16 protein-coding genes are annotated in these 16,870 nt (G+C 73.0%); 12 read left to right on the forward strand and 4 right to left on the reverse strand.

Features of this window, described 5'->3' with window-relative positions:
* The first annotated feature begins 24 nt into the window (after positions 1–24).
* Genes ACIHEI_RS05590 through ACIHEI_RS05605 form a run of 4 tightly spaced genes read left to right on the forward strand, consistent with a single transcriptional unit; the run spans position 25 to position 4,515 of the window.
* On the forward strand, positions 25–645 hold the full coding sequence (locus ACIHEI_RS05590) for a hypothetical protein (RefSeq protein ID WP_396605724.1): 621 nt from the start codon (positions 25–27) through the stop codon (positions 643–645).
* Positions 642–2,600, forward strand: a complete 1,959-nt coding sequence (locus ACIHEI_RS05595; RefSeq protein ID WP_396605725.1) for a GMC family oxidoreductase — start codon at positions 642–644, stop codon at positions 2,598–2,600. Before ACIHEI_RS05590 ends, ACIHEI_RS05595 begins: the two co-directional genes overlap by 4 nt.
* Positions 2,597–3,781 carry a ferritin-like protein gene (locus tag ACIHEI_RS05600; RefSeq protein WP_396605726.1) on the forward strand — a complete coding sequence of 395 codons (1,185 nt, stop codon included), beginning with the start codon at positions 2,597–2,599 and terminating at the stop codon, positions 3,779–3,781. The genes ACIHEI_RS05595 and ACIHEI_RS05600 overlap by 4 nt, the downstream gene beginning before the upstream one ends.
* 47 nt (positions 3,782–3,828) lie before the next feature.
* Entirely contained in the window at positions 3,829–4,515 is a 687-nt protein-coding gene (locus ACIHEI_RS05605; RefSeq protein ID WP_387858917.1) for a ribonuclease H, read from the forward strand.
* A 12-nt stretch (positions 4,516–4,527) separates the two neighbouring features.
* Here the strand turns inward: ACIHEI_RS05605 and ACIHEI_RS05610 are convergent, their stop codons facing one another.
* Both ACIHEI_RS05610 and ACIHEI_RS05615 read right to left on the reverse strand, forming a co-directional pair.
* Positions 4,528–5,019 carry a flavodoxin family protein gene (locus ACIHEI_RS05610; RefSeq protein ID WP_396605727.1) on the reverse strand — a complete coding sequence of 164 codons (492 nt, stop codon included), beginning with the start codon at positions 5,017–5,019 and terminating at the stop codon, positions 4,528–4,530.
* Positions 5,020–5,139: 120 nt separating this feature from the next.
* On the reverse strand, positions 5,140–7,668 hold the full coding sequence (locus tag ACIHEI_RS05615; RefSeq protein ID WP_396605728.1) for a glycoside hydrolase family 65 protein: 2,529 nt from the start codon (positions 7,666–7,668) through the stop codon (positions 5,140–5,142).
* 141 nt (positions 7,669–7,809) lie between these two features.
* Between ACIHEI_RS05615 and ACIHEI_RS05620 the strand changes: the two genes are divergently transcribed.
* The 3 genes from ACIHEI_RS05620 (at position 7,810) to ACIHEI_RS05630 (ending at position 10,446) form a co-directional block, all read left to right on the forward strand.
* A complete protein-coding gene (locus tag ACIHEI_RS05620; RefSeq protein WP_396605729.1) occupies positions 7,810–8,853 on the forward strand; it encodes a zinc-dependent alcohol dehydrogenase family protein in 1,044 nt (347 codons plus the stop codon).
* Positions 8,854–8,873: 20 nt separating this feature from the next.
* On the forward strand, positions 8,874–9,557 hold the full coding sequence (locus ACIHEI_RS05625) for a pyridoxamine 5'-phosphate oxidase family protein (protein ID WP_396605730.1): 684 nt from the start codon (positions 8,874–8,876) through the stop codon (positions 9,555–9,557).
* 136 nt (positions 9,558–9,693) lie between these two features.
* Positions 9,694–10,446, forward strand: coding sequence for an extracellular solute-binding protein (locus tag ACIHEI_RS05630; RefSeq protein ID WP_396605731.1), 753 nt, complete (start codon positions 9,694–9,696; stop codon positions 10,444–10,446).
* Here ACIHEI_RS05630 and ACIHEI_RS05635 read toward each other — a convergent pair.
* Complete coding sequence (locus ACIHEI_RS05635; RefSeq protein WP_392950298.1) at positions 10,328–11,392, reverse strand: NAD(+)/NADH kinase; 1,065 nt, start codon at positions 11,390–11,392, stop codon at positions 10,328–10,330. The two genes, ACIHEI_RS05630 and ACIHEI_RS05635, sit on opposite strands and share 119 nt — an antisense overlap.
* Positions 11,393–11,630: 238 nt before the next feature.
* Between ACIHEI_RS05635 and ACIHEI_RS05640 the strand changes: the two genes are divergently transcribed.
* The 5 genes from ACIHEI_RS05640 (at position 11,631) to ACIHEI_RS05660 (ending at position 15,839) form a co-directional block, all read left to right on the forward strand.
* On the forward strand, positions 11,631–11,786 hold the full coding sequence (locus tag ACIHEI_RS05640; protein ID WP_387636306.1) for a hypothetical protein: 156 nt from the start codon (positions 11,631–11,633) through the stop codon (positions 11,784–11,786).
* A gap of 87 nt (positions 11,787–11,873) precedes the next feature.
* Positions 11,874–12,212, forward strand: a complete 339-nt coding sequence (locus tag ACIHEI_RS05645) for a hypothetical protein (RefSeq protein ID WP_396605732.1) — start codon at positions 11,874–11,876, stop codon at positions 12,210–12,212.
* Positions 12,213–12,543: 331 nt separating this feature from the next.
* Complete coding sequence (locus tag ACIHEI_RS05650) at positions 12,544–13,707, forward strand: radical SAM protein (RefSeq protein ID WP_396605733.1); 1,164 nt, start codon at positions 12,544–12,546, stop codon at positions 13,705–13,707.
* A 50-nt stretch (positions 13,708–13,757) separates the two neighbouring features.
* A complete protein-coding gene (locus tag ACIHEI_RS05655) occupies positions 13,758–14,561 on the forward strand; it encodes a class I SAM-dependent DNA methyltransferase (RefSeq protein WP_392950287.1) in 804 nt (267 codons plus the stop codon).
* 15 nt (positions 14,562–14,576) lie between these two features.
* A complete protein-coding gene (locus ACIHEI_RS05660) occupies positions 14,577–15,839 on the forward strand; it encodes an MFS transporter (RefSeq protein ID WP_396605734.1) in 1,263 nt (420 codons plus the stop codon).
* 6 nt (positions 15,840–15,845) lie between these two features.
* On the opposite strand, the gene ACIHEI_RS05665 is transcribed toward ACIHEI_RS05660, so the two are convergent.
* Positions 15,846–16,870: hypothetical protein (locus tag ACIHEI_RS05665; RefSeq protein ID WP_396605735.1), on the reverse strand; the 1,025-nt coding region annotated here is incomplete at its 5' end.

Consider the following 16,870-nt stretch of genomic DNA (forward strand, 5'->3'; position numbering starts at 1 on the left):
AGGAACGTGATGACAGTTCCCGCTGTGACGAAAGAGGTTGAGGACTTCGTCGAGCTGTCCGTGCCGCTGACCGGGTTCTCCGCGTTCGACCTGTACGGCACCGGCATGGCCGAACGCTACTTGGAGACCACCCAACAGCAGGTCGGGGCCGAGCAGTTCGGCGAGTTCTGGGCCGCCTGGAAGGCCGCCGTCGCGGACGGCGGCGGCCCGCAGGGCCTCTCCCCCGTCCACCTGGAGGTGGCCCGGGCGCTCACCTACCTGTGGCTCACCGGCGCCTGGCCCCGCCTGGCACCGGCCGCCCACGCGGCGCTGCGCCGCCAGGTGGCCAACGAGGAGTTCGTGGTCGCCCCGGAGTCCTACGTCGAGGGCCTGGCCTGGCGCACCTTCCACGGGCACCCGTCCGGCGCCAAACCGCCGGGCTTCGGCACCTGGGCGGTCAAGCCGCCCGCCCAGCCCGACACCGCGGCGCTGCGCGAGGGCCTCGGCCTCGCCGAACTCCCCTTCCGCACCGGGCTGACCGCCGAGGTCGCCCTGGACGCCGTCCCCGGGCACCTGCTGCCCGGGCTCCGCGCCGCCCGCCACATTCCGCCGTCCGCCGTCCCCACCGCCGCCGAACGGCCCGGCAGTTCGAAGGAGGACGCATGACCGAGACCGTCAGCGCGGACGAGGCGGTCCGCCGCCGCTACGACGTCGTCATCGTCGGCGGCGGCTGGGCCGGCAGCCTGCTCGCCAAGGACCTCGGCGACCGGGGCTGGCACGTGCTGGTCCTGGAGGCCGGGAACGGCGGCACCGAGACCTGGCCCGGCTACCTGGGCTCCTTGTCCACCTTCTACTCGGCCGTCGCCAAGGTGCCCAACTCCGCCTACCGGCGCAGCACCGCCGCCCCCTTCCCCGACGTCCTCGACCTCGCACCGGTGACCGACCCGGAGCCCGGTGAGCGGGAGTACACCGCAGGCGGCTACTTCGTGCAGAACGGCCGGCTGCCCTACGGCACCGACTACCTGCGGGAGTTGGGCGGCGCGGCGATGCACTGGCTCGGGGCGGTGCCGCGCATGCACCCCGAGGACTTCGCCACCAAGGAACACTTCGGCTACGGCCGCGACTGGCCGATCGACGCGGCGGACCTGCAACCCTGGTACGCCCGGGCCGAGTTGGAGATCGGCGTGGCCGGGGACGCCGCCGATCAGCGCGAGCTCGGTGTCGTCACGGACCCCGACTACGTCTACCCGATGCACCGGATCCCGCCCAGCTACATCGACCAGTACTGCACCGGCCTCGACGGCACCCCGATCCCGGACCAAGTCGCCCACGACACCTATCCGTTGAAGATCCACAGCCTGCCGCAGGCCCGCAACTCCACCCCGAACCCGGACTACAAGCCGGAACCGTACCGGCCGGCGAGCGCCGTGGGCCTGCCCAACTACGGCGAGCGCTGCGTGGGCAACGCGAGCTGTGTGCCGATCTGCCCGGTGCAGGCCAAGTCCCACCCGCTGCGCCAGCAGGCCCGCTTCCCGAGGACGGTCACGCTCGCCACCCGCTGCGTGGCGACCCGGGTCCGCCTGGCGGGGCCGACCATGGGCGGCCGGGTGAGCGGCGTCGAGTTCCGCGCCTACACCGACCCGGTCTCGCCGGTCGGCCGGTCGTACGTGGTCGAGGCGAACACGGTGGTGCTCGCCGCGCACGCCATCGAGAACGCCCGCCTGCTGCTGTTCTCCGGGCTCGCCAACGGCAGCGACCAGGTCGGCCGCAACCTGATGGACCACCCCACCATCCTCAACTGGGCGCTCGCCGACGAGAAGAGAGGCCCGGTCGGCCCGTTCCGCGGGCCCGGGCACACCTCCGGCTGGGAGGTCTTCCGGTTCGGGGACGGACGCCGGCGCCGGGCCCCGTTCCGGATCGAGATCGGCAACTGGGGCTGGGGCTGGGCCACCGGCGCCCCGATGAGCAACGTCGCCACCGCGCTCGGCATCGGCGGCGACAGGAACGGCGAGGTCCGCCCCGACGGCGTCTTCGGCCCCGAACTGCGCCGCCTGCTCGGCTCCACCATCGGCCGGCAGCTCCAACTCCAGGTCGCCGTCGAGCAGTCCGCGAACCCGGCCAACCGGGTCACCGTCGACCGCCGCTACCGCGACGCGATGGGCAACCTGCGCCCCGTCCTCACCTACGACCTCGACCAGCACACCCGCGACGGGATCTACGCGGCCCGCCTGGTCGCCGGGCAGATCTTCCAGCACCTCGGCGCCACCGACTACACCGACTTCGCGCCGCGCGACGGCGTCCCCCCGCTCGGCCACTTCACCCACACCGTCGACGGCACCACGATGGACCTGGGCTACAGCGGCGCCGGGCACGGCGCCGGCACGCACATCATGGGCAGTTCCCCGAAGGACTCCGTGGTCGACGGCTTCCAGCGCACCTGGGAACACCCCAACCTGTACGCCGTCGGCTGCGGCAGCATGCCGTCCGTCGGCACCAGCAACCCCACCCTCACCATGCTGGCCCTCGCCCTGCGCAGCGCCGAGCAGATCCACACCGACCTGCTCCTCGACCGGCGCCCGGCCGACATCCGGGGCGCCGACGAAGCGGAGGTACCCGCATGAGGACCGCCCTGGCAGTGGAGAAGGCCGGCTTCGCCGTCCCGAAGACCCTGGACGAGCTGCGCACCTACCTCCAGGCGGCGCTGGAGGTCGAGCACCTCACCATCCCGGTCTACATGACCGGCATGTACACCATCCGCCCCGGCACCAACACGCCCGCCTACTACGGGATCCGCGCCGTCCTGATGGAGGAGATGCTCCACATGACGCTGGCCGCCAACCTGCTCAACGCCGTCGGCGGCACCCCGGTCGTCGACTCCCGGGTCGTCGCCGAGTACCCGGCGAGGCTGCCGTTCAGCGGCGAGTCTGTCCCGTCGATCGGCCTGCGGCACTTCTCCCCCGAGGCGCTGAAGACCTTCCTGCGGATCGAACAGCCGAAGAGCATGACGGCCCCGGCCACCCCCGGCGACGGCTGGACCTCCATCGGACAGTTCTACGACACCATCCGCCAGGGCCTGGAGTACCTCGTCCGCACCCTCGGCCACGACCGGGTCTTCACCGGCGGCCCCGAACGCCAGGTCGGCCCCGAGGACTTCTACAACTCCGGCGGCGAAGTCTTCCCGATCGGGGACCTGGCCACCGCGCTGCTGGCGATCGAGACCATCACCGAACAGGGCGAGGGCGTCCACGACACCATCTGGAACAGCAACGAGGTGTTCGGCGAGGAACGCGAACTCGCCCACTGGTTCCGCTTCAACGAGATCTACACCGGCCGCGGTTACGGCCCGCACGACCGCCCCAAGGACCCGCCCAGCGGTCCGCTGATCGACGTCTCCTGGGACGACGCCTACCCGATCCACGGCGACTCCAAGGTCGCCGACTACCAGCGGTACGAGCAGACCAGCGGCGTCTACGAGCAGGCCGTCGCCTTCAACTCCCGCTACGCCGTCCTGCTCCGCTACCTCGCCTCCGCCTTCGACGGCTGCCCCCGCCACCTGGCCCTGGCCATCCCCACCATGCTCGAACTCCGCGACCGCGCGGCCCAGTTGTCCCGCAACCCGCACCCCGACCCGGCCCTCGCCGCCCAAGGCCTCTTCGCCAGCGCCACCTTCGAGATCACCGCCCCCCAGTTCGACGCCGCCACCACCGAAGTCACCCACAACCTCCGGGCCACCACCCTCCACCCGGGCGCCCCCATCGACCTGTCCGCCGCCCGCTCCCCCTCCCCCGAGGCCTTCGCCTGACCAACCACCCGCCGCCGCCCCGGTGCGGCGCCTGGCATGATCGACACATGCTTGAACGAGTGATCGCCGCATGTGACGGCGCAGCCAAGGGCAACCCCGGGCCGGCGGGCTGGGCGTACGTGGTCGCCGACAGTGCGGCCGTGCCGCAGCGCTGGGAGTCCGGGGCGCTCGGCCACAGCACCAACAACATCGGCGAGTTGACCGCCCTCCAGCAGCTGCTGGCCTCCACCGACCCGGGCGTGCCGCTGGAGGTGCGGCTGGACAGCACCTACACCCGCGACGCCGTCACCAAGTGGCTGGCGGGGTGGAAGCGCAACGGGTGGAAGACCGCCGCGGGCAAGCCGGTCGCCAATCAGGAGCTGATCCAGCGGATCGACGCGCTGCTGACCGGCCGGGACGTCACCTTCGTCTACGTCGCGGCGCACCAGGTGGACGGCGACCCGCTGAACGCCATCGCGGACAAGGCCGCCAGCGACGCCGCCCGCACTCAGCAGGGCGCGTCCGGCACCGCGGCCGACCTGCCCGAGCCCGACCCGCAGAGCTCGGCCGCCAAGCCCGCGAGCAAGCCCCGCCGGGCCACCGCTGCGAAGAGCACCACCAAGTCCGCCGGAGGCCGCACCCTCGCCGCCCGCTTCCCGGGCACCTGCCCGTGCGGCACCGCGTACCCGAAGGGCGCGACCATCACCAAGGTCGGCTCCGGCTGGGGCCACCCGGACTGCGCCGCCGCCCACTGACGGCCGCGCCCGTCAGGCGAGCGCCGCACCCCACTCCTTGGCCCGGTCCAGCTCGCCGTCGCGCAGCGGTCCACCGACGTCCTCCACCAGGAAGCCGACGGGCTCGGCCGTGAGGTCGTAGTTGTGGCGGGTGAGGCGCGCGGCGATGCCGTCGGCCGCCGCTCCGGAGTGCTTCCCCTCGACCCGGGTGTCGAACGCGGCGGCGCGGGTGCCCGCGCCCTCGGCCGGCAGGGACCGGAACCAGGAACGCAGGCCGGGGCTCTCCTCCGGTGCGCCGGTCTTCGCGGCGACGGTACGGCTGAGACCGGTGGACATGCCCCGCATGTGTGTGGGGCCGCCGACCACCAGCAGGTCCGCGTCCCCGACGGCCTCGGTCTCGGCCTCGGCGACCGGCAGGCACCGCACGTCGGCGTCCGGCTTGGTCGTCCGGATGCCGTGGGCGATCGCCTGGGCGACCTGCCCGGTGTTGCCGTACATGCTTTCGTAGACGATCACGGCACGCATCGTTGCTTCCTTCCTCCGTCGGCGGCTCGAACGGCCGCACACCGGCAATTTCCACGGTAGGCGTGCCCGGTGGGACGGGCGAGGGCCGACCGGCCCTGGCCCGTGGGGCATCGGGCCCGGTCAGAGCGTGAAGGTGCGGCTCTCGCCGGGCCGCACCGGGACGGCCGTGCCGCGGAAGCGCACCGTGACGGGTTCCGGCCGGTCCGTGCCGAGGGCGACGGTCGCGGTCTGCCGGTCGACGGTGATCCGCACGCCCCAGTGGCCGCGGTAGTGCAGGTCGAGGGCGAGGCCGCTGAGCGCGGCGGGCAGCCTCGGGTCGAGCCACAGGGCGTCCTCGCGCAGTTCCAGGCCGGTGTAGCAGCGTTGCAGCAGGTCGGCGGCGCCGGCCATCGCGCCGAGGTGGATGCCCTCGCGGGTGGTGCCGCGCTGGCTGTCGCGCAGGTCGGCGGTGAGTGCGTCGCGGAAGTGCTTCCAGGAGGCGCGGCGGTCGCAGCGGGTCAGTACCCAGGCGTGCACGACGGAGCTCAGGGTGGAGCCGTGGACGGTGCGGTGCAGGTAGTGGGAGACGGTGCGGCGCATCAGTTCGTGTTCGGCGGGGTGGCCGAGGCGGCGCAGCAGGTCGCGGACCTCGTGGGCGGAGAACAGGTACCAGAGCATCAGCACGTCGGCCTGTTTGGAGGCCCGGTAGCGGTTGACGGTGTCGCCCTCGGCCTCCAGGATCCGGTCGAGGCGGCGCAGGTCGGGGTAGCGGCGGCGGTAGGTCGCCCAGTCGAGTTCGGCGAGGTGTTCGTAGCCGTCGAACTGGCTGATCACTCCGTCGTGGAAGGGCACGTGCAGGTGCCGGCCGACGTCCTGCCAGTGCTGGAGTTCGGCGGCGTCCAGGGCGAGGCGCTCGGTCAGTTCGCCGCGGCGGCGGTCGGGCAGCAGGTCGAGGGTGTCCTGGGCGCGGGCGAGGACCCAGGAGGCGAGGACGTTGGTGTACGCGTTGTCGTCGAGCCCGGGCCGGTCCGCCCAGGGGTAGGCGTCGTGGTACTCGTCGGGGCCGAGCACCCCACGGATCGACCAGTGCCCGCGGGACGGCACGTGCTCGGCGGCCGACGCCCAGTAGCGGGCGATCTCCAGCAGCGTCTCGGCGCCGGTCTCGGCGAGGAAGCCGAGGTCGCCGGTGGCCTGGTAGTGCTGCCAGATGTTGTAGGCGACGGCGGAGCCGATGTGCCGTTGCAGGTGGCTGTGGTCGGGCAGCCAGCGGCCGGACAGCGGGTTGAGGTGCACCTGGGCGGACTGTTCCCGCCCGTCGCTGCCGCTCTGCCAGGGGTAGCTGGCGCCGCGGCGGCCCTCCGCGCGGGCGGCGCGCCGGGCGGCGTCGAGGCGGCGGTGGCGGTAGCGCAGGACGGCGCGGGCGAGTTCGGGGAAGCGCAGGTCGAGGACCCGCAGGACGAACAGTTCGTCCCAGAAGACGTGGCCGCGGTACGCCTCGCCGTGCAGGCCGCGGGCCGGTACGCCGACGTCCAGGTCGGCGGAGTGCTCCGACCAGGTCTGCAGCAGGTGGAACAGGTCGAGGTGCAGCGGCCCGCGGCCCGGGAAGTCCGCGTCGATCCGGCAGCGCCGCCACAACTGCGCCCAGCGCAGGGCGTGTTCGGTCAGCAGGTGGTCGAAGTCCTCGGCTTCGGCGACGAGTTGGCGGGCGGCGTCGAGCGGGTCGCCGGTGGCCGGGTCGTGCGAGGTGTGGACGGCGACGGCCTTGTCGACGGTGACGGCCGTGCCGGCGGACGCCTGCACGGCGAAGGTGGTGGCGGCCAGGCCCTCGCCGGCCAGGCCCTCGCCGGTCAGGCCGGCGGACGCGGCCTCGACGGACGCGACTTCGGCGGACGCAACCCCGGCGGACGCGACTTCGACGGACGCGGCCTCGGCGGGCGCGGCCATGGCGGACGCGACTTCGGCGGGCCGGCCGCCGACCCGGACGCGGTGCCGGGCGGCGAGCGCGATGCGCCGGCCCGCGCCGGTGGACACCTCCAGCCACAGCGTGCCGTCCGGGTCGAGGCCCTGGCGCAGCGGGGTGAGGTGCCGGCTGGTGAGTCCCGCGTAGCGTGGCACGCCGCTGTTGGTGACGGTGCCGTCGAGCGCGGAGCGGACCTCCAGCCGGCCGGACCAGTTCTCGGCGGTGAGGACGGTCTCCAGCGCCACCAGGTGCGGCCGGGCCTGGCTGGCGATCCGGCGCTGGACCAGCCGGGTGCGCCGCCCCGCGCCGTCCACGCACAGGGCGCGGCGGGTCAGGACGCCGCGGCGCAGGTCGAGTTCGAGTTCCTGCTCGGCGGGCGGGCCGGTGAACCAGTCGCCGTCCGCGCAGCGGAAGGTCACGGGCAGCCAGTTCGGGCAGTTGACCAGGTCCTCGTGGGTGAACACCCGCCCGCCGACCTGGGAGGCGGTGCGGTCGTAGCAGCCGGCCAGGTAGGTGCCGGGGTAGTGCACGCCGTCCGCGACGGCCTCGGGCGCGGCCCCGCGGGTGACCAGGTAGCCGTTCCCGACGGCGCACAGCGCCTCGCGGAGCCCTTCGTCCAGTGGCGCGATGCCGCGGTGGCGCAGCGTCCACGCGTCCGGCATCAGCCGGTGCAGGGCCTCGGCCCGCCGCTGCGGGGTGTCGGACTGCACGCGTCCACCTCCGTCCGTGTGCGTCGCCCGGTTTCCAGTGTGCGCACGGGGTCGGCGGCCGTGCCGCTCCGGCAACCGTGGCGGGGGCGGCCGGAACCGCCCAGGCTGGTAGGGGAAGCGACAGCGGAGGGCGTGAGAGCGATGAAGGCACTGACCTACCACGGGCCCGGCCGGCGCACCTGGGGCGAGGTCCCCGACCCGGTGGTCCGCGACGCGGAGGACGCGGTCGTCCGGGTGGACGCCGTCACCATCTGCGGCACCGACCTGCACATCCTCAAGGGCGACGTGCCCGAGGTCACCGAGGGCCGGGTGCTCGGCCACGAGGCCGTCGGCACGGTCGTCGAGACCGGCAGCGCGGTCCGCACCGTCGCGGTCGGTGACCGGGTGCTGGTCTCCTGCATCTCGGCCTGCGGGCGCTGCGGGTACTGCCGGCAGGGCAGGTACGGGCAGTGCACGGGCGGCGGCGGGTGGATCCTGGGGCATCTGGTCGACGGGACCCAGGCCGAGTACGTGCGCACCCCGTTCGCCGACAACTCGCTGCACCCGCTGCCGGACACCGTCGACAACGAGACCGCGCTGATGTTCGCCGACATCCTGCCCACCGCGTACGAGGTGGGGGTGCTGAACGGCCGGGTGGGGCCCGGCGACACGGTGGCGGTGATCGGTGCCGGGCCGATCGGCCTGGCCGCGATCACCACCGCCCGCCTGTTCAGCCCGCGCCGGATCGTCGCCGTCGACCTGGCGCCGGGCCGGCTGGCCGCCGCCGAGCGGGCCGGGGCCGACGAGGTGCTGCCCGGCGACGGCGCCCCGGAGGAGGCGGTGCGGGCGCTCAGCCCGGACGGGCTCGGTGTCGACGTGGCGATCGAGGCGGTCGGCGTCCCCGACACCTTCGAGCTCTGCACCCGGCTGGTGCGGCCCGGCGGGCACGTCGCCAATGTCGGCGTGCACGGCAGTCCCGCCGTGCTGCACCTCGAAGACCTGTGGATCAAGGACATCACCATCACCACCGGCCTGGTCGACACCGACAGCACCCCGCTGCTGCTCGACCTGCTGGCCGCCGGGCGGCTCGACGTGACCGGCCTGGTCACCCACCGGTTCGGGCTCGACGAGATGCCGGACGCCTACGACGTCTTCGGCAACGCCGCCGGGACCGGGGCGCTCAAGGTCGCCCTGTTCCGGGCCTGACCGCCAGGAGGTGGAAATCCATGGAACCGCACCCCCGGACCGGCCCGTCGGCCGCCGCCGCGGTCGCCCACCGGATCGCCGACCGGCAGGCACAAATCGGCCTCGGTCCGGACGCGCTGGCCCACCGGGCCGGCATGTCGCGCCCCTACCTGGAGCTGCTGACCGCGGCCGGTCCGGGCTTCGACCCCAACGGCTTCCTGCGGATCGCCGCCGCGCTCGGCCTGACCTACCACGAGCTGGTCGCCGGCCGCGCCGACCCGCCTCCCGGGCAGGCACCGCCCGCTCCCCGGCCGGTGCTGGTGCGGCTCACCGAGGAGGAGTGCTGGGACCGGGTGGGCACCCGGGGTGTCGGACGGATCGGGCTGCCCGGCGAACACGGCCCGGCGATCCTCCCGGTGAACTACGCCGTCGACCGGCACACCGTCGTCTACCGCACCCACCACCACAGCGCCGCCGACCCGCCGCCCGGCACCGACGTCTCCTTCGAGGTCGACCGGACCGACGACCACCGGAGCAACGGCTGGAGCGTGCTGGTCACCGGCACCGCCGAGCGGATCGACGACGAGCCGACGCTCCAGCGGCTGATGCGCGACCTCGCCGTCCAGCCCTGGGCGGGCGGGCCGCGCACCAGCTGGATCCGCATCCGTCCGGTGTCCGTCACCGGCCGCCGGATCACCAGCATGCCCGCCGAGGACGAAGACTGAGCCGGCGACCCCGGGGCGCCGCACCTCCGTGGGACACCGGCCGTCGTCTTCCGGCCAAATGTCTAGACCTTTGCAAGCTCCGGCCCGCCTGAGGGGTAGTCAGGAAACAACCCCCACAGTGCAGTTGGAGACCCCCATGACCACTCGCCCGTTCATTCGCCCTGCCGTCCTGGCATTACTCCTCCTGTCCCTGGCCGCGGCCGGGTGCGGCTCCGGCTCCGGCTCGGGAGGAGGTTCCGAGTCGGGCGGCAAGCTCACGGTGTGGCTGGCCGTGGACGCCCAGGAGAGCTGGCCACAACTGGTCCAGTCCACCAATGACCGGTTCGCCAAGGCCCACCCCGGGGTCAAGGTCGAGGTCCAGTACCAGCAGTGGACGACGAAGAACCAGAAGCTGGATGCCGTCCTCGCCGGGAAGAACGTGCCCGACGTGGTGGAGATGGGCAACAGCGAGACCACCAACTACATCGTCAACGGCGCCTTCTCCGCGCTCGACCCGGCCCGCTTCGACCAGTCGGACGCCTGGCTTCCGGCGCTGGCCGACGCGTGCCGCAACGACGGCAGGACCTACTGCGTGCCCTACTACGTCGGGGCCCGGGTCGGCATCTACCGCACCGACCTGTTCACTCGGGCCGGCGTCCCCGGGGCGCCGAAGACGTACCCCGAACTGACCTCCGCCTTCGACAAGTTGAAGAACACCTCCTCGTCGTCCAGCGCAGAATCGCCTCCGGCCTCGCCGCCGGTGCCGTCAAGGGCTGACCCCGACGCTTGTCTCAGCGGGCCGCGGCCGGCGGCGTCAGGCGCAGGCCGGCCAGGTCCGGGGGGACGCAGGAGTCGGGGCGGAAGAACGGGGCGGCCGCCCCGTCGGCGGAGGTGGCGGGGGCGTCGGTGAGCCGGAAGCGGTCGCGGAGCCGGCCGTAGAAGTCGGTGGGGTGGAGCCGGACCAGCCGTACGCGCTGCGGGGCCCGGTAGACGCCGATCCAGTCGCCGGGGTCGAGCACGCCCCGGAGCTGGCCGTCGACGCTGACCGCGGCGCGGCCGGAGTTCGGCAGGATGCGCAGCGCGACCGGTTCGTCGGGGGCGGCGACGACGGTACGGCTGAAGGTCATGTGGGCGGCGATCGGGGTGAACACGACGGCGTCCATGTGCGGGGAGAGCACGGGCCCGCCGGCGGAGAAGCTGTACGCGGTGGAGCCGGTGGGCGTGGCGACCACCAGGGCGTCGGCGGAGTAGGCGGCCAGCAGCCTGCCGGAGATGTAGACGCCCGCGCCGACCTGGTGGTCGCGGGCGAGTTTCTCCACCACCACGTCGTTCAGGGCGTTGACGTCCAGCGGCACGCCCCAGCCGTCCCCGACGATGCCCTCCGGCCGTGCCTGCGGGGGCGGCAGGGTGGGGCCGCGTCCGTGGCTGAGGAACGGCTCCAGCTCGGCGGGGACCTCCGGCGGCCGGGAGGCGCGCATGGTCAGCGTCATCCGCTCCTCGACGGGGGCGTGGCCGGCGTGCACGGTGTCGAGGGCGGTGGCGAGATCGTCGGCCGGCACTTCGGTGAGGAAGCCGACCTTCCCCAGATCGACCCCGAGCACGGTGGCGCCGGTCTTCACGGCGATCCGGGCGCCGCGCAGGAAGGTCCCGTCCCCGCCCAGGGTGACGACCAGGTCCGGGTTCCCGGCCGCGCGGGCCTCCTCCCGCCCGGAGCGGCGCTGTTGGTGCGGCGACCACACGTCGATCTCGGTGCACGGAACCCCCCGCGCCGCGCACCACCCGCGCACGACCCCCGCCGCCTCCCGCGCGGCGGCCCGCCCCTGGTGAACAACCAGCCCGACGTGCTGCACGGCCATGCTGGACCTCGTCCCGTTCGGCGGCCCCTCCCGCCGGAGTGCGGGCGCCGCATGCTGTCATCCGGCCAATCCTCGGATCCCCGCGCACGATCGGTCCGCCGACATGCCGCCGACGCGGCCTTGACCTGTGCATTAGCCGGTAATTAAGCGATGACGGACCGCTTTTGAACCGGACCCGCCAATGCTGGTGCCGCGCTGGTACGGCAATCCGCCGCACAGCCGACGCGGGAGGCGCCAGATGATCGAGAAGTTCGAAATCGGGTCCGACCTGATGGGCTGCAAGCTCTACATGGAGCCCCTCGGCGTCTCGGACGACGAGGTCGTGGCCCACGGCATCGACCTGCCTGAACCGGCCCCCGAGCCGGACGGCGAGCGCACCGAAGACCCGGCCTGACGGCCCGTCCGGCAGTCGCTCCGAGGCTGCCCGGGCACTGGCGAACGACACCCGGAACATCCGCTTCCACCCCCCCTGGAGAGACTCATGTCCGAGAAGTCCGAGAAGTTCGAGACCCCCGAGGTCGTCTGCGGCATCTACGACAAGGCGTCGCCCCTCGGCAACGCCGACGACGTCCTCGCCCACACCGCCGAGAAGCTCGAGGCCCCCGAGGTCGTCTGCGGCGTCTACGACAAGGAATACCCCTCCAACTCCGAGGACGTCCTCGCCCACACCGCCGAGATGCACGAGGGCGCCGAGGTCGTCTGCGGCATCTACGACAAGGAATACCCCTCCAACTCCGACGACGTCCTCGCCCACACCGCCGAGATGCACGAGGGCGCCAAGGTGATCTGCGGCGTCTACGACACGGACCTCGAGGGCTAGTGCCGCGTCAGGCAACCTTCGCCCCGTCGCGACGCGCCCCCAGCCCTTGGGGGCTGGGAGGTACCCCCAGGCACGCACTCTCGCCGCACCGGTCGAAAACCCAAGTACATCCAGTACGAGGGCTTCCGTCCGGCACGCCGATAGCACGCACCGGACGCCGCTCCTTGACGGGCAAAGGCTGCCTGACGCGGCACTGGTACCGCGTGGCCGGATCCGTGGAGCCGCGCCCGGGTTCCGGCCACGCGCCCCGTTTCCGCTCGGATGCCCGTCCGACTCGTCGCAGGAAGCACTCGCCGCAGCAAGCCCCCGTCACAGGAAGCGCAGGCCAACCGTGAGAATCATCGAAGGCAGGTCCGGCGTCTGGCACCTGGGCCCCGGCGGGACGCTGCTGCTGCCCCACCGCTACTACCGGGACGGTGTGCTGACCGAGGAGGGCGCGCGGGAGCTGGAGCAGGCGGACCTCACGCGGCGCGCGCCGAAGAGCGACTACAGCCTGACGGTGGTCACCTCGACGGCCTGCAACCTCGGCTGCCCGTACTGCTTCCAGAACACCGACGCCGCCCAGCCGGGGCGCTTCGACCCGCCGCGGATCGACAGGCAGGTGCTCGACGGCCCCACCATCGACCGGATCGTCGAGTTCACCCGGCCCCGGATGGAACGCGCGGGCGCCCGGCGGCTGTTCGTCCTGCTGTTCGGCGGCGAGCCGCTGCTCAACCCTTGGGCGTGCCGTGAACTCCTGGTCCGCCTGGCCGCGTTGGGGCCGGTCGCCGCCTCGATGGTCAGCAACGGGGTGCTGCTGACGCCCCGCCGGGCCGAGAAGCTGGAGCAGGTCGGGCTGCGCTCGGTGCAGATCACCCTGGACGGCCCGAAGGAGCTGCACGACTCGCTGCGCGCGACCCGGTCCGGTCGCGGCACTTACGAGTCGATCCTCGACAACCTCGCGGCCGTCCAGGGCGCCACCGCCCTGCGGTTCGGCCTGCGGCTCAACACCACCGCCGAGGGCCTGCCCCACCTGGAGGGCCTGGTCCGGTCGCTGGCCGAACGGGTGGACCCGTCGCGCTGCACCCTGGACATCGCCCCGGTGCTCAACTACGAGGGCATGTTCGGCGACGTGCTGGACCGCTCCGGCGGCGAGGTGGAGACCATCCTGGCCGCCTACACCGCCGCCCTGGAGGCCGGGTTCACGGTGAACTGGCCCGGCGGCGGCGAGTGCGGCTTCTGCGGCGAGCAGGACGGCACCTCCGGCGCGGTCGTCAACGCGGACGGGACGCTGTACAGCTGCTGGGAGACGATCGGCAAGCCCGGGTACGAGGTCGGGGACATCGACGGCGGCTACACCTCCTACCCGCAGGAACGCTGGGTCAGCTGCGGCGAGTTCGCCCAGCAGTCGGCGACCGAGGCGGCCTCCCGGGCGTTCGACGACACCCTCTCGGTGGGCCTGCTGGAACTGCTGCGCACCCACAAGCGCCGCACCGAGGCGCTCGCGGCCGGGTGAGGACCCCGGCCGGCACGCCCCACCGCACCCACCCCGAACAGGAGTCGCTCATGAGCACCGTCCCCACCGACCACGCGGCCGTCGCCTACGACGCCACCGCCCCGTTCTACGACGCGCTGACCCGCGAGGACAACTACACCCTCTTCGGCGACCTGCTGGAGCAGCTGATCAAGCGCGCCACCCCGCCCGGGGACCGCCTGCTGGACGCGGGCTGCGGCACCGGTCGCAGCACCGTGGCGTTCGCGGAGCGCGGCTTCCGGCCGACGGGGACGGACATCAGCCCCGCCATGATCGCGATCGCGCGGACCACCCACGCGGACACCGGCATCGACTTCCACGTGCACGACATCCGGCTGCCGTTCGCGCACGGCGGGCCCTACGACGTGGTGCTGTGCATGAGCGACATCGCCAACTACCTCGCCGACCCCGCCCACTTGGCCGAGGCCCTGGTCAGCCTGGGCCAGGTGATGAGCCCGGGCGGTGTGCTGGTCTTCGACGCCAACACCCGGCACGGCTATCGGCTGATGCACGAGCCGCACGTCTTCGAGTCGGAGGGCCTGCACGTGACCCTGCGCGGCCGCTTCCTGCCCGAGGACGGCGACCCGGAGCGGTTCCGGCTGAACATGACCGCCTTCCGGCGGTCCGCCGAGGCCCCCGGGGTGTGGTCCCGGGAGAGCATCGACCACCTCCAACGGCACCACTCCGTCGAGGAGTTCACCCGTCTCCTGGACGCGGCCGGCCTGGACCTGGTCGCGGCGCACGGCCTGAACCGCGACGGCAGCATGGCCGACTCGGTGGACGAGGACAGCCACACCAAGGGCCTGTACGTCGCCGTTCGCCGCACCGCCGGCTGACACCGGGACCGGGCCGTGATCAGCAGGAGTTACACGCTCATCTGGGTCAGCCAGGCGATGTCCGACATGGCGAGCGAGATGACCTCGCTCGCCCTGCCGCTGGCGGTGCTGGCCTCCACCAGGTCGGCGGTGGACGCGGCCCTGGTGGCCACGGCCGTTGGTGTCGCCCAGCTGGTCGCCAAGCTGCCCAGCGGTCTGATCGCCGACACGGTCAACCGCAAGTCGCTGATGCTGCTCTGCGACGCCGGCCGGGCCGTGATCGCGCTGCTGCTCGTGCTCACCCTGGCGATGGGCCATCTGACCACGGTCGTCGCGGTGGCCGCCGCGGCGGCGACGGCCGTAATCTCGACGCTGTTCTCCTCGGCCGAGTCGGGGGTGCTGCGGCAGTCCGTCCCGGTCGAGCGGCGGCGGGAGGCGATCACCCGCACCATCGTCCGCACCAACATCGCCATCGCCGTCGGCCCGCCACTGGGCGGGCTGCTGCTCACCCTAGGCGCGCCGATCGCCTTCCTGGTGGACGCCGTCTCCTACCTGCTCTCCCTGGCCCTGCTCTCCCAGGTGGTGTATGAGCACCTGCCGCGCCCGCCGTCCGACCGGAACGGCGCGGGTCCGGTGCGCCACACGGCCGGGGAGCTCACCCGGGGTTTCGGCTGGGTGGCCCGACGGCGTCCGCTGCTGTTCCTGGTGGGCGTCGTCGCCTACATCAACCTGCTGGGCCGCGCCATCGAACTGCTGGCCGCGATCGGCGCCTCGGACGTAGGCCGGCACCCGGTCTCGGCCGGCTGGGTGCTGACCGCCGCCGGGTGCGGCGGCATCGTCGGCGGCGTCTGCACCGGGTGGGTCCTGCGCCGGTTCCGGCCGGCCACCGTGCTGATGGGCGTGATGGCGGTGTGGCTGGTGGTCACGCCGCTGGTGGCGCTCGGCTCGATGCTGCTCACCGTCGCGGCGGTGGGCGTGATCGTCTTCTTCCTGCCGCTGATCGGCTCGCTGGTCTTCCTCCAGGTCAGCCTGGACTCCCCGACCCACCTCCAGGGCCGGATCTCGGCGGCGGTCATCCTGCTGGCCGGCAGCATCGCCTGGGCCGGGCCCGGCATCACCGGTTTCCTGATCACCGGCGCGGGCGGCCCGACCGCCTCGATCGTCCTGGTCGCGCCCCTGATCCTCCCCCTGGCCGCCCTCGCCACCAGCCCACGCCTGCGCGCCGCCGTCAACACCGCCCCCACGCCGACGCCCGACCCGGCCGACGCACGGGAACCCACCCCTGCTGCACAGGGCTGAGGTCCGTCAGAGCTGACGCCAGTGGAGTTCGTCGGGATCGGTGACATTGGTGGCCCCTGTGGCCGGCACCCGGCCCGTTCCGTGTCCGCCCAGCGGAGCGGTGACGGCCAGGCGCGGGGCGCGCTCGGCGACGGCGTCGGGCGTGGAGTAGTCCAGGGCGACCCAGTCGGGTGCGTCGGCCGGTGTGCTCGCGGCCGCGATCCGGTAGTAGAGGTCAGGGTTCTGCCGCAGCTGCTCCCACACCGCGCCGGGCAGCCGGTACTGTCCGGTTCCGCGCGCGTTGGCAGTCGTGGAGGCGAAGAAGTTGAGCGCGTTCCGGCTCGCGGCCGCGGCCGCGTCGAGCAGCCCGGCGTCGGCGGCGATCTCCACCCGGTAGGACCGCATGGCGGCAGGCAGGCTGAAGCCGAACACCGGCGCCGGGCCGTCCGAAGCCACCTCGGCCGGTCCACTGATCTGCGGATGCTCCACGGAATGCAGGGCCGCGACCTGCTCCGCCGCCCCGACGGCGACCGAGGGCGCGCCGGCGTAGTCGGAATCGGGCGTGGTCGCCAGGGCGTCCGTCCACTGCTGGGACGAACTGCTGAACCAGGCACGGAAGTACAGGGCATCCGCCGCACGCAGCCGCTGCCACGCCTGATCCGGCAGGCTGTACTGACCGCCCGACAGGAACCCCGTGTCCTGCCACGAGGCATAGAACGTGTCCGCCGTCCGCTCCGCCCCATGACCGGCACGATCGAACAGCATCGCCGCCGTCGCCACCTCCACCGCGAAGAACAACTGCGGCCCCGGCCCCGCATCCAGCGTGAACACGGGCGGCGGACCCGAGCGGCTGACACCCGCCGGCCCCGAGACCGACAACTCACGGTCCACCGAAGCCTGACCGGTAATGCTGATAGCGGGTGCGGAGGCGAAGTCGGCGTCGGACGTGGTCGCCCGGGCGTCCGTCCACTGCTGGGACGAACTGCTGAACCAGGCACGGAAGTACAGGGCATCCGCCGCACGCAGCCGCTGCCACGCCTGATCCGGCAGGC

It is taken from the genome of Kitasatospora sp. NPDC051984 (assembly GCF_044593455.1).
Taxonomy (GTDB): domain Bacteria; phylum Actinomycetota; class Actinomycetes; order Streptomycetales; family Streptomycetaceae; genus Kitasatospora.